A 16,292-nucleotide genomic window follows, 5' to 3' on the forward strand; every position below is an offset into this window, starting at 1 on the left:
TCAAGTGACGGACCGGGGAACGACTTCGCCCTGCTCGAGGACCCGCGAGGAGTCGTGAGCGGCGCGTTCGGTGGCGTGCGCCCCCCGGGGCGCCGCTCCTTACTGGCCGGTTGCGTACCTCTTTGTGTAAATCCGTGTTCGCTGCGTGAAGGTAAGGCGTACGCTCGGGCATATGCGTACTGCGGTTTCGATGGAATGCGGGGTTCGACGGGGGCCCGGGGCGGGAAGTGGAGGGGCTCTATGAACGACAGCACGATCACGCTTCCCTGGCTCGTCATACGGCAGGACGACAACGGCAATCGCTATCGCGTGGGCAGGTACGCGACGCGCGCCGAGGCCCAGAAGATCGCGGACAGTCTCGACGACCGCGGGCACAAGCAGCTCTACTGGGTCGAGCGGATCGGGCCGAACGGAACCCCGTGATCCACCGGGAGCCGGGCCCCCTCCCGCTCCCGTAGGCTCCGGCGCATGACGGAACGGATCGTGGTGGTCGCGGGCGCCCTGGTGCGCGGCGGGCGCCTGCTCGCCGCCCGCCGCAGTGCGCCCCCCGACCTCGCCGGGCGCTGGGAGCTGCCCGGCGGCAAGGTCGAGCCGGGCGAGACCTCCGAACGCGCCCTTGTGCGTGAACTGCGCGAGGAGCTCGGCGTCGACATCCTGGCGCTGGAGCGCGTCCCCGGCGAGTGGCCGCTGAAGCCGGGATACGTCCTGGTGGTGTGGGCCGCCCGGCTGCTGCCCGGCTCGGCCGAACCGGAGCCCCTTCAGGACCATGACGAGCTGCGCTGGCTGACCCCCGGGGAGATCTGGGACGTGGACTGGCTGGACCAGGACGTGCCGGCGGTCAAGGGCGCACTGCCGTGGCTCGATCCGGGCGTGTGACGACCCGGGTGCCCGCTTGTGCGCCGTTCGCGCCATAGTGTGCCCCCGGCGCGGTAAAGCTCCACCGATACCGGGTATGTGCCCCTTAACCACCCGAAACCGGGCATGGGTGGGTTTCTGGTCTGGGAAGTGATCGGCTTGATCGACACTGACGGCTACTGCGCCGAGTGGACCTTTCCCGCGGAGCCCGGTGCCGTCCGCACCGCCCGCTCCGTCGTCCGGGGACAACTCCGCGACTGGGATCTCGAATCCCTCGGCGACATCACCGCACTCCTGGTCAGCGAACTGGTGACGAACTCGCTCCGGCACGCCACGGGCCCGATCGGCGTCCGCCTCGTACGCCCCGAGGACGTGCCGGGCGCTCTGCGCGTCGAGGTCTCCGACCCGCTGCCCGACCCGCCCCGCGAACGGGCCGCCGACACCTCCGACGAGAGCGGCCGCGGACTCCAACTCCTGGCCGGCTCCTGCAGACGCTGGGGCACATGGCCCGCGGACACCGGCAAGACGGTCTGGTTCGAGCTGACCGTGCCGGACTGAGACACGGAGGCCGGGACGCCCGCGCGGCGTACGGCCGGATCATGCTCCCGACCGGTGTCGCGTTGTGTGGTTCGACGGGGTGCCACCTGGTTAGAAGACTGGGAGTATGTCGCGGCCGGTCCAAAAACCATCGGGACCGTGCTGTGATCGTGAACACCGTGTCGCGCGGCACCGTAGTGCTGGATACTGCGGGCAGCCGCCCCCGGTGACCGGTGCCGGACGCGGTGAGCTGGAGGGGACGGTTCGCGTGAGCGAGATACCAGCGAAGGCCACGGAGTCCGAGGACCCGTCGGACGGCGCGAGGGCTGATGCGGCGGGAGATTTCGCGCGCGCGGTTCCCGGCGAGGCCGCGGACGGCGTCACGGACCGCACCACGGGCGACGCGTCGGACGACGCGGCGGCCGGTACGTCCGCGGACGAGACCGATGAGACCGGCGAGGTGCCGGGTGACGCGATGTGGCAGAGCAGTCCGCCCGGTTCGATCTACGACTACATCAAGGCCGCCTCCTTCTCCATCGGCGCGGACGGGCTCGTCGACCAGTGGAGTCTGCGGGCCGAGCAGCTCTTCGGCATCCCGGCGGAGCGGGCCGTCGGCCTGGATCCCATCGAGGCGTTCGTCAGCGCGGACCGGCGGGAGTCCGGTCAGCGGAAGATGGCGGAGATCCTGGACGGCCGCGAGTGGACCGGGCTGGTGCCCTTCCGCACACCCCCCTCCGGGGACGCCGGCGACGGCGCCGAGGACTTGGGCGGCAGGGAGGGCCTCGCCGAGGTCTACGTGATGCCGACGACCACCGAACACGGTGAGCGGGCCGCCGTATGCATCGTGGTGGACGTCCGTACCCTGCGGACGATCGAGACGGACCTCGCCGCCTCGCAGGCGATTTTCGGTCAATCTCCCTTCGGGTTCCTGCTGATCGACACGGACCTTCGTGTCCGGCGCGCCAACCAGCGATTCGCCTCGATCTTCGGCGGCAGCGTCGACGACCACCGCGGCAAGGGCGTCCACGACTATCTCCCGCACGCGGAGGCGGAGCGGGTGACGGCGGTGCTGCGCCGGGTGCTGGAGACCGGCGACTCCATCACGGACATGCACGTCACCGGGCAGGTCCCGGGCTCCGACGAGCGCCGCCACTGGTCCATCAACCTCTACCGGGTGCACAGCGGCAGCGGCCGTCCCATCGGCATCGCCTGGCTCGGAACCGACATCACCTCCCGCCGCGCCGCCGCCCGTGAAGCGGCCGCCGCCCGACGCAACCTCGCCCTGCTGAACGAGGCGGGCGCCCGCATAGGCAACTCCCTCGACCTGGAGACCACCGCACGCGAACTCCTCGACGTCGTGGTCCCCGGCTTCTGTGACCTCGCGACGGTCGACCTGTACCAGGGACTGCTGGCCGGCGACGAGGCCCCGCCAGGACTCGTGGACGGCAGCGCCGAACTCCGCCGGGTGGCCTTCGCCAGCGCCGTCTCCGACGCCCCGTTCGTCGGCGGCCCGGCCCCCGTCGCGGTCGGCGCGGTCCACCACTTCCCGTTCAACTCGCCCTGCGCGGACGCCCTGCGCACCGCCCGGCCGCAGCACATCCCCGCCGAAGAGGGCGGCCTCATACAGTCCACGCTCGCGGTCCCGATGGTCGCCCACGACACGGTCGTGGGACTCGCCCAGTTCTCCCGTACGAAGGGCAGCGAGCCGTTCGGGGAACGCGACCGCGCCCTGGCCGTGGAGCTGGCGGCCCGCGCGGCCGTCTGCATCGACAACGCGCGCCTGTACCGCCGCGAGCACGAACGCGCCCTCATCCTGCAGCGGTCCCTGCTGCCCCCGGGTGACCCCGAGGCCTCCGGTCTCGACATCGCGTGCCGCTATCTGCCGGGCAACGCGGCGACGGAGGTCGGCGGCGACTGGTTCGACGTCATCGAACTCCCCGGCCACCGCACTGCCCTCGTGGTGGGCGACGTGATGGGCCGCGGGCTGCGCGCCGCCGTGGCGATGGGTGAACTGCGCACCGCGGTACGCACCTTGGCCCTGCTCGACCTGGAACCCGCCGAGGTCCTCTCGGCGCTGGACGAGATCGCGCGCGGCCTCGGCACCCCCGGCGGGGTCCAGCAGGCCACCCGTACGGCCCGTCAGCCCCGCGACGCCGACCTCTCCGAGGTGTACCTCGCGACCTGCGTGTACGCCGTCTACGACTCCGTGACCCGCCGGTGCACCTTCGCCAACGCGGGCCATCTGCCGCCCGTGCTCGTCGAGCCCGGCGAGACCGCGCTGATGCTCGACGTGCCGCCCGGGATGCCGCTCGGGGTGGGCGGCGAGCCCTTCGAGGAGGTGGAGGTCGAACTGCCCGAAGGCGCACTGTTGGCGCTCTACACGGATGGACTGGTCGAATCGCGCGACCACCCCCTCGACGAGGGCCTCCAGGCGTTCGTCGGCGCCCTCACCGACCCCTCCAGGCCGTTGGAGGACGTCTGCGACCACGTCCTCAACACCCTCGACACCCACCACGGCGAGGACGACATCGCCCTGCTGATGGCACGTGTCCAGGGGCTGCCCGCCGAGTCCGTCGGCGACTGGACCCTGCCGCGCGAGCCGCGCAGCGTGGGGCGGGCCCGTGAGTACACCCGCACCCAGCTCGTCGCCTGGGACCTGGAGCCGCTCGTCGACACGACGGAACTGCTGGTCAGTGAGCTGGTGACGAACGCCCTGCGCTACGGCGAGGGCGAGATCAGGCTGCGGCTGCTCCTCGACCGCACCCTCGTCTGCGAGGTCTGGGACGCCGGACTCGTCCAGCCGCGCCGCCGCCGCGCCCGCGACACCGACGAGGGCGGGCGGGGCCTGCAGCTCGTCGGCCTCCTCTCCGCCGGGTGGGGCTCCCGCCGGACCCCGCGCGGGAAGACCGTGTGGTTCGAACTCCCCCTGCCGGACGGCCAGACGACCCTCACCGACCCGGCGGCAGCGCTCCTGAGCCTGTTCTGAGGGCTGAGGGCTGAGGGTCTGGGGCCCGGGAGCAGGCGGTCGGGAGCCAGGAGCCAGGAGCCGACGGTCGGGAGCCAGGTGCCGGGAGGCTGTACGCGGGGGCGCCGCTCTCGGCTCAGGTGAAGAAGGCCCCCCGGCGGCCCCGTGTGCGCGGGCCGCCGTAGCTCATCGGGCCGCCCTCGCCGTCGCTCAGGAGGATCCCGCCGAGCACCGCGCCGCCCGCTCCGGCACCCCCGCGGCCGCCCGAGGGATTGCCGTACGCCCGTACGTCCCGCTCGGCGAGCCGTCGCGCCTCCCGGGCCAGTTCGTCGGCCCGCAGTACCTCGGAGAGGGGAACGGAGCCCGGACCGAGCAGCCGCCGTGCCTCGGCCAGCCGGGTCCGCGCCTCGCCGCCCACCGCCCCGCGGTGCGTGCCGACGAAGCACGCGGCCCCGGCGAGCGCGCTGCGGGCGGGAACCAGCGCGCGGCCGCTCCCTTCGGGAACCTCACCGCCCACCATCCCGGCCAGGCTCGCGGCCGCCTCCGTCACCCGGCGCAGCGCGTCCAGCGGATCGTGGGGCCCGGCCGCCGTCTCGTGACGCACCGCGGAGAGCAGTGCCTCCGCGTGCCCCAGCCGTCCGACGAGCCCGGCGCGGGCGTCCGGCGGGAGACCCCGGGCGGCGTTCCAGTCGGACTGTGCCGCAGCGATGGCCGCGGGCAACCCGGCCGCGGCCGAGTCCAGTTCCCGGGCCAGCCGGTCCACGCCGTCCGCCAGGTCGAAGGCCTGCGCCAACGCCCCCTCCGCCGCCCGCAGATGGGCCGCCGCCTTAGCGCCGTCGCCCCGGTCCGCGTACTGCCGTGCCTGGTTGAGGTGAGAGGTGGTGAACAGCAGCCGGTCCTTGGCCTGTTCGGCGTCGCCGACGACGGGCAGCGAGGCGGCGGGAGCGTACCGCTCGTGGAGGTCGGCGATCGTCTTCTCGGTGGCACGGATGCGGGCGGCGACGTCCCGGAAGCGGGTCTCCGCGGCCTCCAGGGCGGCCACCGCGTTCCGCTCCAGCGCCCGGATCTGGTCGAACCCCGGCGCCGCCGCGTCCAGTCGCTGCCCGGCGTCCTGACAGCGGGCGACGATCTCCTCCAGGACGTCCCTGCGTTCGTCCTGGCCCTCGGCCGGGTCCGTGCCGGCCGTGTCCGCCTCGTCGAGGCGCTGCCGCAGCCGGAAGGCCGCGGCGAGTGCGGCTTCCGCGTGCCTGAGCTCGTACACGTACGGTTCCACGGCGTCGCCCGCCGCCCGGTCCGTGGCGAGGGCGAGCTCCTCGGCGGAGACGCGTACGCAGTCGTCGGTCTCGACGAGCAACCGCCTTGCCTGCCGGTCGAGTTCGGGCAGGGAGGTGAGCTCGGGGTCGCCGCCGGGTGTCGTGCGGGTCGCCGCCCGCCGTCTGCGGCGCCCGTACGTGTAGGCCGCCAGCGCGCCCGCGGCGCCGACCGCGACCAGGGGCGGCACGAGATCGCCGGTCGTCGTCCCGTCCTGTGCGGTCGCGGCCCGGGGAGCGGTGACACGCGCGTCCCGCGCCGGGGCCGCCGGGGCCTCCGCTCCCGCCCGCGCCAGCGGCAGCACCAGCCAGCCCGTCGCGACCAGCCCCCCGAGCACGGCATGCGCCACCCGCACGGCCATGGGCGACGGGACCCGGCGCGACCGGCTTCGGCTCAGGGGCGACGTCACATTTGGGAGCGTATGGCCGTTCGAGCCCCTCCGCGACCGGTATACGAGGAGTTGGGGGCGGTCGGGGTACGGGAGGTATCAGGATGGACGGGAGGGGCGCGGGGGTCGATCTCGCGGGCGCCCTCGCCGCCGGGGGCCTGCACGCAATCGATTCGCTGAAGGACGCCACACCATGTGATGACGGCCCGGATCCCGCGTGCGATGATCACGCCGCGTGCCCCTGTACGGCACGCGGGGGAGTGGGGGTTCGATGCACTGGTATTTCGTCGGGTTCGCCGCACTGATCGTCATCGCGCAGGCCGGATTCGGGATCGCCGCCATCGCGAGGCACTGGATCCCGCCGTGGGTGCGTCGCAGGGTCGTGCGCCCGGAACTGTGGGGCTGGGGCGCGCTGACGGGGGCCGTGGGATGGTCCCTGTTCATGTTCCTCGGACCGTTCCGCGGACCCGACGCCGAGTTCACGCCGTACGCCCTGGGCGGGATGGGCCTGTTCGTCGCGAGCCAGGTGGTCCAGATGATGGGGCAGCACCCGGGCCGACGCCCCGTGGCTCCGCCGGACACCGAAGGGCGGTGACGGCAGGACGTGAGCGGACCGGGGACGGCGCGCCGCCCCCACCCGGGCCCCCGTCTACGTCCGCCGTCGGCCGATTTTCGATCCCAGCCACACCAGCGGGTCGTACTTGCGGTCGACCGCCCGTTCCTTCAAGGGGATCAGCGCGTTGTCCGTGATCTTGATGCCCTCCGGGCAGACCTCGGTGCAGCACTTGGTGATGTTGCAGTAGCCGAGACCGTGCTCGTCCTGGGCCGTGCGCTTGCGGTCCAGGCCGGAGTCCGCGGCCGCGTCCAGCGGGTGCATGTCCAGCTCCGCCACCCGCATCAGGAAGCGCGGTCCGGCGAACGCGGGCTTGTTCTCCTCGTGGTCACGGACCACGTGGCAGGTGTCCTGGCACAGGAAGCACTCGATGCACTTGCGGAACTCCTGCGACCGGTCGACGTCCTCCTGCATCATCCGGTACTCGCCGGGGCCGACACCGGCGGGCGGAACGAAGGCGGGGACCTCCCGCGCCTTGTCGTAGTTGAAACCGACGTCGGTCACCAGATCCCGTACGACGGGGAAGGCGCGCAGCGGGGTGACGGTGATCGTCTCCTCCTGGGTGAACACCGACATCCGCGTCATGCACATCAGCCGCGGCCGGCCGTTGATCTCCGCCGAGCACGAACCGCACTTGCCCGCCTTGCAGTTCCAGCGCACGGCGAGGTCGGGAGCCTGGGTCGCCTGGAGCCGGTGGATGATGTCCAGCACCACCTCGCCCTCGTTGACCTCGACCCCGAAGTCCTCCAGGCCGCCGCCCTTCACATCTCCGCGCCACACCTTGAAGCGGGCCTTGTAGCTGCTCACTCGTAGAGCTCCTCTTCGGCGAGGTACTTGACCAGCTCCTCCTTCTCGAAGAGGGCGAGCAGGTCGGGGCGGACGGGCTGGGTGGTCTCGTTCACCAGGTCGATCTGTCCGGCCACCGGGTCGGTGGCGGCCAGTCCGCCGGTGGGGTCGGTGAGCCGGCACAGCAGGTTGATCCGGCGCCAGGAACGCTCCATCGCCGGGTGGTCCTCGCGGGTGTGGCCGCCACGCGACTCCGCGCGCTCCAGTGCCGCCCGGGCGACACACTCGCTGACCAGGAGCATGTTCCGCAGGTCCAGGGAGAGATGCCAGCCCGGGTTGAACTGGCGGTGGCCCTCCACCCCGGCCCGGCGCGCCCGTACCCGCAGCTCGCCGAGCTTCTCCAGGGCCTGCTCCATCTCGGCCTCGCGGCGGATGATCCCGACCAGGTCGTTCATGGTCTGCTGGAGCTCCTGGTGCAGGGTGTACGGGTTCTCCGGCGGCTGCGAGGCGACGGCGGGCGCGCCGCCGGCCGGCGCGGCGGGGACGGACTCGGGTCCCTCGGCGGAGAAGGGCCGTAGCGCCTCCGCGGCGGCCTCGTCGATCTGGGTGTCGTCCAGCGGCGGGCGGGCGCCGTCCCCGGTGAGACCGGCCGCGTACTCCGCCGCGTGCCACCCGGCCCGCCGCCCGAACACCAGCAGGTCGGAAAGGGAGTTGCCGCCGAGCCGGTTGGAGCCGTGCATACCGCCCGCGACCTCGCCGGCGGCGAACAGCCCGGGCACCCCGCGCGCCGCCGCCGTGTCCGAGTCGACCGCGATGCCGCCCATGACGTAGTGGCAGGTGGGCCCGACCTCCATCGCCTCGGCGGTGATGTCGACATCGGCCAGCTCCTTGAACTGGTGGTACATCGAGGGCAGCCGGCGTTTGATCACCTCGGCGGGCATCCGGGTCGACACATCGAGGAAGACGCCCCCGTGCGGTGATCCGCGGCCCGCCTTCACCTCGGAGTTGATGGCCCGTGCCACCTCGTCGCGCGGCAGCAGCTCCGGTGGACGCCGGTTGTGGTCCGGGTCCTCGTACCAGCGGTCGCCCTCCTCCTCCGACTGCGCGTACTTCTCCTTGAAGACGTCGGGGATGTAGTCGAACATGAACCGCTTGCCCTCGGAGTTGCGCAGCACCCCGCCGTCACCGCGCACCGACTCGGTGACGAGGATGCCCTTGACCGACGGCGGCCAGACCATGCCGGTCGGATGGAACTGCACGAACTCCATGTTCAGCAGCGGTGCCCCGGCGAGCAGTGCCAGCGCGTGCCCGTCGCCCGTGTACTCCCACGAGTTGGAGGTCACCTTGAAGGACTTGCCGATGCCGCCGGTGGCGATCACCACGGAGGGGGCCTCCAGGACGAAGAAGCGCCCCGACTCCCGTTCGTAGCAGAAGGTTCCGGAGATTCGCTGTCCGTCCTTCAATATCCGTGTGACGGTGCATTCCTGATAGACCTTCAGGCGCGACTCGTAGTCACCGGTCTCCCGCTTGTCCTCCTGCTGGAGGGACACGATCTTCTGCTGGAGCGTGCGGATCAGTTCGAGCCCGGTGCGGTCGCCGACGTGGGCGAGGCGCGGATACTCGTGGCCGCCGAAGTTGCGTTGCGAGATCCGTCCGTCCTTCGTCCGGTCGAACAGGGCGCCCCAGGTCTCCAGTTCCCAGACCCGGTCCGGTGCCTCGCGGGCGTGCAGTTCGGCCATCCGCCACTGGTTGAGGAACTTGCCGCCGCGCATGGTGTCGCGGAAGTGCACCTGCCAGTTGTCGCCGGAGTTCACATTGCCCATGGCGGCCGCGATGCCGCCCTCGGCCATCACCGTGTGGGCCTTGCCGAACAGCGACTTGCAGATCACCGCCGTACGGGCACCGCGCTCGCGCGCCTCGATCGCGGCACGCAGTCCGGCGCCACCGGCACCGACCACGACGACGTCCCACTCCTGTCGGTCGACCACGGACATCAGGGGGCTCCACCCAATCTAGAAGAAGCGCGGATCGTCGAAGGCGCCGGACGCGACCAGGTACACGTAGAAGTCGGCGAGCGCCACGCTCACCAACGACGCCCAGGCGAGCAGCATGTGACGGGCGTTCAGCTTCCCGACCCACTGCCATATCCGGTACCGCACGGGATGCTTGGAGAAGTGCTTGAGCTTCCCGCCGACGATGTGCCGGCAGGAGTGGCAGGAGAGGGTGTACGCCCAGATCAGCGTGATGTTCACCAGGAACACCAGCGTGCCGAGGCCCATGTGGCCCCAGGCGTAGTGCTCGTCGCGGAAGGAGAGCACGGTGTCGTACGTGAGGATGGCGGCGACGACGAGGGCCGCGTAGAAGAAGTACCGGTGGATGTTCTGGAGGATCAGCGGGAAGCGGGTCTCACCGGTGTACTTCTTGTGCGGCTCGGCCACCGCGCAGGCCGGCGGGCTCGCCCAGAAGCCCCGGTAGTAGGCCTTGCGGTAGTAGTAGCAGGTCAGCCGGAAGCCGAGCGGGAAGACCAGGATGATGATCGCGGGGGAGATGGCCCACCAGCTCCCGAACAGGTCCGCGTTCGGCCCGGCGCGCATGGTTCCGCACCGCTCGGCCAGACACGGCGAGTAGAACGGCGAGACGTAGGGCGCCGCGTAGTAGTGCGCGTCCGAGAAGGCCCGCCAGGTCGAGTACACGATGAAGGCCAGCAACCCGGCCGCGGTGGCGGCGGGCGCCAGCCACCAGCGGTCGGTCCGCAGATGCGGGGCGGCGATCGCGGCGCGCGTACCGGTTCGTACTCCGCCGCTGTTCAGATGAGGTTCCGTACCAGTGGCCAACTTCGCACTCCGGTCGGGTTCGGGGGCGCGCCGGTGTCGAGGGCGCTAGTGGGAGGGACCGTGGTGCGCGCCGAGACCCTCGTCGTCGGAATCGGTCCACAAGGAGCTGTCGTACGGGGTGTCGGGGATGGGCACCAGGTCGGGGAGCCGGCCGGACACGGCTCCCGCCGCTCCCGGCACGGCCGGGAGCCCGGGGGCGCGGGCCGCGGTGGACTCGCGCAGCAGCGCGAGACTCTCGCGCAGGTGGTCGGCGTCGGCGCGCACACGGCGCATCTCCAGACCGGTGCCCATCTGCTGTTCCAGGCGCCGCACCGACCGCTGAAGATCGTCGAGGCAGCGCTGGACTGACGTCAGATCGTCGTGCACGGACATGACTTGCCCTCACTTCCGTGGGCCCAGCGGCCTTCAGGCGGCAACGTTCATGCGCCTGCGAGTGTTGCGCGTCACAAGCACCTGTGTGAAGGCGTGTGCACGGATTGAAGGCTCGCGCGCTCCAGAACGAACCCCGTGCGCCGGGTTTTCGACGCGCGCGCCGGTCGAGTTCCCCGTGCGCCCGGGAGCGGGCCGGGGGGCCGCGCGGCAGGCCGGACGGCGCGCGGGAGCGGGCGGCGGGGCCGCGCACCCGTGTGCGCCGTGCCTGGGCGGGCGCCCGTGACGCGGCCTCGGGCTGGTTCCGGATTGGGCCGCACGAGTGGGTTCCGCGCGCCCGTCGCCGTGTCGCCGCCTCCCCTCTACCGGTCTGCTCTTCAGTTGGCCTGTAGATCGGATGAACTCCCTAATACCGCCGAACGGGATCAGAAGCAGACCTGCCCCCGCGGCGGAGCGTCCCCCGGAGGTTGCAGTGATGTCCCACGAAGGCGTCGGACTGCGCGCGGTGATGCGCTCGGCCGCATTCCTCACCGCGGGCGTGCTCGCGGTACCCGCCCTCGCCGCGTGCAGTGCGGACGGCGAGGCGGACAGACCCGTGGCCGTGCAGGACATCGCGCCCGCGTCCCGTGACCTGATCGCCGACGGCGGCACCCTGCGCTGGGCCGTGGACGCCGTACCGGAGACGCTGAACGCGTTCCAGGCGGACGCCGACGCCGCGACCGCCCGTGTCGCCGGCGCCGTCCTGCCGTCCATGTACCGGCTCGACGCGAACGGGCGGCCGCAGATCAACTCCGACTACCTGGAGTCGGCGAAGGTCGTGGGCACGTCGCCCAAGCAGGTCGTGCTGTACAAGCTCAACCAGCAGGCCGTGTGGAGCGACGGACGCGAGATCGGCGCCGCCGACTTCGCCGCCCAGTGGCGCGCCCTGTCCGGCAAGGACTCCGCGTACTGGACGGCACGCAACGCCGGGTACGACCGGATCGAGAAGATCGAGCGCGGCAAGAACAACCTGGAGGTCCGCGTCACCTTCAGCCGGCGCTACGCCGACTGGAGGGCGCTGTTCTCGCCGCTGTACCCGAAGGACGTCATGGGTACCGCGGACTCCTTCAACGACGGCGCGCGGCGCAAGCTCAAGGTCACCGCGGGGCCCTTCGCCCTGAAGACGGTCGACCGCAAGGCCGGGGAGGTGCGCCTCACGCGCAACGCGCGCTGGTGGGGCCGCCCCAGCAAGCTCGACGAGATCGATCTGGTGGCCGTCGCCCGTGACAAGCGGGCCGAGGCGCTCGCCGACGACAGGCTCGACCTGGCCGAGATCGACCCCGCCGAAGCCGAGCGCGTCACGCTCGCGGCCCGGCACAAGGACGGCGCGCCGTTGCAGGGGGCCTCCGCGACGAGCGAGAAGGACCCGTCCGCGGAGAAGAGCGAGAAGAGCGAGAAGAGCGACAAGGACGAGAAGAGCGAGAAGGAAACGTCCAGGAAGAAGGGCGAGAAGAGCGAGTCCGAGTCCGACGAGGAGGACGGCAAGAACGCGGCGGACGAGAAGAGCGACAAGGACGAGACCGCCAAGCACGAGAAGAGCTCGAAGGACGACGAGGAGGCCGACAAGAGCGACAAGAGCGACAAGGACGAGAACGGCGAGAAGAGCGACAAGAGCGACAAGAGCGAGAAGGGCGCCAAGCACGAGAAGTCCGACGGGAGTGAGCGCGACGACGAGAGCGAGAAGGGGGAGCCGGGTACGAAGGGAAGCGGGGCGAAGACGGCCTCGCGGTCGGCGCTGAGCGGCTTCGTGGTCCGCAAGTCTCTCGAACCCGCCTACACGCAGCTCGCCCTCAACGGCTCCGAGGGCCCACTCGCCGACGAGCGCGTCCGCCGCGCCGTGGCCCGTGCCCTGGACCGCAAGGAACTCGCCCGGGTCGTCCTCCAGCCGCTCGGTCTGCCCGCCGAGCCGGTCGGCAGCCATCTCGCCCTCGCCGGACAGGCCGCGTACGCCGACAGCAGCGGCGCCCTCGGCAACCAGGACGCCGCCGAGGCGCGGGCGCTGCTCGCGGACGCCGGGTGGGTGCCGGGCGGGCCGGTCACGGAGCAGAAGAAGACGGAGAAGGCGGCCGGGTCCAAGGGCAAGAAGGGCGACGGCGGCGAGGACGGCAGGCCGGGCAAGGGCGGAACGTACGTCCTCGGTGACGACGACAAGCCCTCGGGAGTGGGCCGGGAGCCGGCCCAGGACCCCAAGGACCACGCGAGGAAGCAGGAGCAGCAGACCGGCGTGCGGCAGGGCGTCCACACGGACGAGCAGGCCGCCCGGCACGTGGACGGCCGGCAGTACGCCGGGCAGGGCGGCCTTCCGGGGGCGTACGCGCCCAAGGGGACGGCCGCTCCGGCGGGCGCCGCGTCCAATGTCCTCGCCAAGGACGGCAAACCGCTCGCGCTGCGCTTCGTCGTTCCCTCCGGCGCGGGCTCGGAGTCCCTGCGCCTCGTGGCCGACCGGATCGCGCGGATGCTCCAGCGGGTCGGTGTCCGTACGGACATCACGAAGGTCTCCGACGACAGCTACTTCAAGGACCACATCGCCTCGGGAGACTACGACCTGGCGCTCTACTCGTGGCCCGCCTCCGCCTTCCCGGCCACCGACGCCCGCCCGATCTACGCCAAGCCCGTTCCGGCGGCGGACGGCTCGCTGAGCGTCGAGCAGAACTACACCCGCGTCGGCACCGACCAGGTCGATCAGCTCTTCGACCAGGCGCTCTCCACCCTGAACGAGGACGAGGAACGCTCCCTCGTCCGCAAGGCGGACGCCCGTATCTGGGCCGCCGCCGGCTCCATCCCCCTCTACCAGCGCCCCCAGCTCGCCGCCGCCCGCGCCGGCCTGGCGAACACCGGAGCCTTCGGCTTCCAGACTCCGGTGTACGAGGACATGGGCTTCCTCAAGAAGGGCGCGAAGGGGTCGCAGCAGACCCCGACAGCGGGCCGTACCGGAAAGTAGGGCGCCCCCCTGTGTCCGGTGACCATCACTGGACACAGGGACACGGGGGACGACCATGAACCGCCGCGCGCTCACGAACCCCTTCATCTACACCTGCCGGGGCGGCGCCGCCGAGCCGGTCAGGGGGCATGTGGTGACCTGAGAGACGGTCGGCGGCGGGTTTCTGTCCTGTACGGAGCGCATGATCGACGAAGGCCCCGCGAAGGCGGGGGCCGCCGAGCGTACGGCCGCCCGCACGCTCTGTCCTGCCGGTTCACCTGCGGCGAAGAGTGCCTGATCACAAGGCCGGGACCCGCCCCGGCGGGGTCGCGCCTCCGGGCCCGCGGAGGCCGTCTCCGTCCGGGCCCCGTACGATGGGGTAAGGCCGTGGCGTGTTCAGCCCGGCAGTGGCCCCGCGGATGCGGAGGCCGTCCACTCACTCCGGGAGAAGCGCCTCACTATGGCCACGCGCCACGACATCCGCAACGTCGCCATCGTCGCCCACGTCGACCACGGCAAGACCACCCTGGTCGACGCCATGCTCAAGCAGGCCGGTGCCTTCGCCGCGCACGCCGCAGAGTCGCTGGACGACCGCATGATGGACTCGAACGACCTGGAACGTGAGAAGGGCATCACGATCCTGGCGAAGAACACGGCGGTCAAGTACCACCCGAAGGATGGCGGCGACGTCATCACGATCAACATCATCGACACCCCCGGCCACGCCGACTTCGGTGGTGAGGTCGAGCGCGGTCTGTCGATGGTGGACGCGGTCGTCCTGCTGGTCGACGCCTCCGAGGGCCCGCTGCCCCAGACCCGCTTCGTGCTGCGCAAGGCGCTGCAGCAGCGTCTGCCGGTCATCCTGTGCATCAACAAGACCGACCGCCCGGACTCCCGGATCGACGAGGTCGTCAACGAGACCTACGACCTCTTCCTGGACCTGGACGCCGACGAGGAGCAGATCGAGTTCCCGATCGTCTACGCGTGTGCGCGTGACGGCGTGGCCTCGCTGACCAAGCCGGAGGACGGCACGGTCCCGGCCGACAGCGACAGCCTGGAGCCGTTCTTCACCACGATCCTGGAGTCCGTCCCGGCCCCGTCCTTCGACGAGGCCGCGCCGCTCCAGGCCCACGTGACCAACCTGGACGCCGACAACTTCCTCGGCCGTATCGCGCTGCTCCGCGTCGAGCAGGGCGAGCTGCGCAAGGGCCAGACCGTCACGTGGATCAAGCGCGACGGCACGATGTCCAACGTGCGCATCACCGAGCTGCTGATGACCGAGGCGCTCACCCGCAAGCCCGCCGAGGTGGCCGGCCCCGGTGACATCTGCGCCGTCGCCGGTATCCCGGACATCATGATCGGCGAGACCCTGGCCGACCCGGAGAACCCGATCGCGCTGCCGCTGATCACGGTCGACGAGCCGGCGATCTCCATGACCATCGGCACGAACACCTCGCCGCTGGTCGGCCGTGGTGGCACGGGCAAGGGCGCGGACGCCAAGGCCGCGGTCAAGGACAAGGACCGCAAGGTCACCGCCCGCCAGGTCAAGGACCGCCTCGACCGCGAGCTGGTCGGTAACGTCTCCCTCCGTGTGCTCGACACCGAGCGCCCGGACGCCTGGGAGGTCCAGGGCCGCGGTGAGCTGGCGCTCGCCATCCTGGTCGAGCAGATGCGCCGCGAGGGCTTCGAGCTGACCATCGGCAAGCCGCAGGTGGTCACCCAGGTGATCGACGGCAAGGTGCACGAGCCGGTCGAGCGTATGACGATCGACGTGCCCGAGGAGCACATGGGCGCGGTCACGCAGCTCATGGGCGTCCGCAAGGGCCGCATGGACAACATGTCGAACCACGGCTCCGGCTGGGTTCGCCTGGAGTTCGTCGTTCCGTCCCGCGGTCTCATCGGCTTCCGGACCGAGTTCCTGACCGGCACGCGCGGTACGGGCATCGCCCACTCCATCCACGAGGGCCACGAGCCGTGGTTCGGCACCCTGACGACCCGTAACAACGGTTCGCTGGTCGCCGACCGCGCCGGCGCCGTCACCGCGTTCGCGATGACGAACCTCCAGGAGCGCGGTGTGCTGTTCACCGACCCCGGCACCGAGGTGTACGAGGGCATGATCGTCGGCGAGAACTCCCGCGCCGACGACATGGACGTGAACATCACCAAGGAGAAGAAGCTCACCAACATGCGGTCGGCCGCCGCCGACTCGTTCGAGGCGATCGTCCCGCCGCGCAAGCTCTCCCTGGAGCAGTCGCTGGAGTTCTGCCGCGACGACGAGTGCGTCGAGGTTACCCCGGAGTCCGTTCGCATCCGCAAGCTCGTTCTCGACCAGAAGGAGCGCGGTCGCACGGCCAGCCGCGCCAAGCACGGCTGACAAGCCGTTTGCCGGACCCGACGGACGCCGCCGCGAGCGGTGTCCGCCGGGTCCGTGACGTGCCGTCCAGGGGCCTCTGAAAGGCCCGGTGACGTGCCGTCCGGGTGGCCTCTGAAAGGCCCGGTTCACCGCGCTGCGGGGAGCCGGGCCTTCTTCGTGTCCGGGGGCGAAACCGTGCCAGTTCGGGCAACAGGGTGTGAACGATACAGAGGCGTTCGCATATCGGGCACCGGACAATCAAGTTTCGGACACGTAAACGAAATTTTCCTCACGGATGACCGTTTCGCCGGATTCCGTTCTC

General features: G+C 71.2%; 12 protein-coding genes. 7 read left to right on the top strand and 5 right to left on the bottom strand.

Translation table 11 applies throughout. The features are described from left to right. Positions 1-240: 240 nt before the first annotated feature. The 4 genes from OG410_RS26875 to OG410_RS26890 all read left to right on the top strand — a co-directional run bounded on the left by OG410_RS26875 (position 241) and on the right by OG410_RS26890 (position 4,378). A complete protein-coding gene (locus OG410_RS26875) occupies positions 241-423 on the top strand; it encodes an SPOR domain-containing protein (protein ID WP_329301490.1) in 183 nt (60 codons plus the stop codon). Positions 424-468: 45 nt separating this feature from the next. Next, on the top strand, positions 469-876 hold the full coding sequence (locus tag OG410_RS26880) for a (deoxy)nucleoside triphosphate pyrophosphohydrolase (protein WP_329301491.1): 408 nt from the start codon (positions 469-471) through the stop codon (positions 874-876). A gap of 105 nt (positions 877-981) precedes the next feature. Beyond that, positions 982-1,413, top strand: coding sequence for an ATP-binding protein (locus OG410_RS26885; protein WP_326785716.1), 432 nt, complete (start codon positions 982-984; stop codon positions 1,411-1,413). A gap of 247 nt (positions 1,414-1,660) precedes the next feature. Beyond that, the gene (locus OG410_RS26890; protein WP_329301492.1) at positions 1,661-4,378 is read left to right on the top strand and encodes a SpoIIE family protein phosphatase; all 2,718 of its coding nucleotides are present in this window, start codon (positions 1,661-1,663) and stop codon (positions 4,376-4,378) included. 115 nt (positions 4,379-4,493) lie between these two features. On the opposite strand, the gene OG410_RS26895 is transcribed toward OG410_RS26890, so the two are convergent. After that, positions 4,494-6,077 (bottom strand): hypothetical protein, encoded by a 1,584-nt coding sequence (locus tag OG410_RS26895; protein ID WP_329301493.1) that lies wholly within the window; start codon positions 6,075-6,077, stop codon positions 4,494-4,496. Positions 6,078-6,327: 250 nt separating this feature from the next. Here OG410_RS26895 and OG410_RS26900 point away from each other — a divergent pair, with 250 nt between their 5' ends. Then, positions 6,328-6,651 (top strand): hypothetical protein, encoded by a 324-nt coding sequence (locus tag OG410_RS26900; RefSeq protein WP_329301494.1) that lies wholly within the window; start codon positions 6,328-6,330, stop codon positions 6,649-6,651. A 54-nt stretch (positions 6,652-6,705) separates the two neighbouring features. Here OG410_RS26900 and OG410_RS26905 read toward each other — a convergent pair whose 3' ends face one another. From OG410_RS26905 to OG410_RS26920, 4 genes are read right to left on the bottom strand one after another with little or no spacing between them, the layout of a single operon-like run. Next, on the bottom strand, positions 6,706-7,476 hold the full coding sequence (locus tag OG410_RS26905; RefSeq protein ID WP_329301495.1) for a succinate dehydrogenase/fumarate reductase iron-sulfur subunit: 771 nt from the start codon (positions 7,474-7,476) through the stop codon (positions 6,706-6,708). Beyond that, a complete protein-coding gene (locus tag OG410_RS26910; RefSeq protein ID WP_329301496.1) occupies positions 7,473-9,449 on the bottom strand; it encodes a fumarate reductase/succinate dehydrogenase flavoprotein subunit in 1,977 nt (658 codons plus the stop codon). Before OG410_RS26910 ends, OG410_RS26905 begins: the two co-directional genes overlap by 4 nt. A gap of 18 nt (positions 9,450-9,467) precedes the next feature. Next, positions 9,468-10,289 carry a hypothetical protein gene (locus OG410_RS26915; RefSeq protein ID WP_329301497.1) on the bottom strand — a complete coding sequence of 274 codons (822 nt, stop codon included), beginning with the start codon at positions 10,287-10,289 and terminating at the stop codon, positions 9,468-9,470. 45 nt (positions 10,290-10,334) lie between these two features. After that, positions 10,335-10,661: a hypothetical protein gene (locus tag OG410_RS26920; protein WP_329301498.1), complete on the bottom strand. Its 327-nt coding sequence runs from the start codon at positions 10,659-10,661 to the stop codon at positions 10,335-10,337. A gap of 472 nt (positions 10,662-11,133) precedes the next feature. Between OG410_RS26920 and OG410_RS26925 the strand changes: the two genes are divergently transcribed. Together OG410_RS26925 and typA are read left to right on the top strand one after the other, a co-directional pair. After that, positions 11,134-13,638, top strand: a complete 2,505-nt coding sequence (locus OG410_RS26925; protein ID WP_329301499.1) for an ABC transporter family substrate-binding protein — start codon at positions 11,134-11,136, stop codon at positions 13,636-13,638. Between the two features lie 439 nt (positions 13,639-14,077). Then, entirely contained in the window at positions 14,078-15,991 is a 1,914-nt protein-coding gene (typA, locus tag OG410_RS26930) for a translational GTPase TypA (protein WP_329301500.1), read from the top strand. Positions 15,992-16,292 lie beyond the last annotated feature (301 nt).

This window comes from Streptomyces sp. NBC_00659, assembly GCF_036226925.1.
Classification (GTDB): domain Bacteria; phylum Actinomycetota; class Actinomycetes; order Streptomycetales; family Streptomycetaceae; genus Streptomyces.

Coding starts and splice junctions, on each gene's coding strand:
- OG410_RS26875 (WP_329301490.1), top strand. CDS start 241: ATGAACGACAGCACGATCACGCTTCCCTGGCTCGTCATACGGCAGGAC.
- OG410_RS26880 (WP_329301491.1), top strand. CDS start 469: ATGACGGAACGGATCGTGGTGGTCGCGGGCGCCCTGGTGCGCGGCGGG.
- OG410_RS26885 (WP_326785716.1), top strand. CDS start 982: ATGGGTGGGTTTCTGGTCTGGGAAGTGATCGGCTTGATCGACACTGAC.
- OG410_RS26900 (WP_329301494.1), top strand. CDS start 6,328: ATGCACTGGTATTTCGTCGGGTTCGCCGCACTGATCGTCATCGCGCAG.
- OG410_RS26910 (WP_329301496.1), bottom strand. CDS start 9,449: ATGTCCGTGGTCGACCGACAGGAGTGGGACGTCGTCGTGGTCGGTGCC.
- OG410_RS26920 (WP_329301498.1), bottom strand. CDS start 10,661: ATGTCCGTGCACGACGATCTGACGTCAGTCCAGCGCTGCCTCGACGAT.
- OG410_RS26925 (WP_329301499.1), top strand. CDS start 11,134: ATGTCCCACGAAGGCGTCGGACTGCGCGCGGTGATGCGCTCGGCCGCA.
- typA (WP_329301500.1), top strand. CDS start 14,078: ATGGCCACGCGCCACGACATCCGCAACGTCGCCATCGTCGCCCACGTC.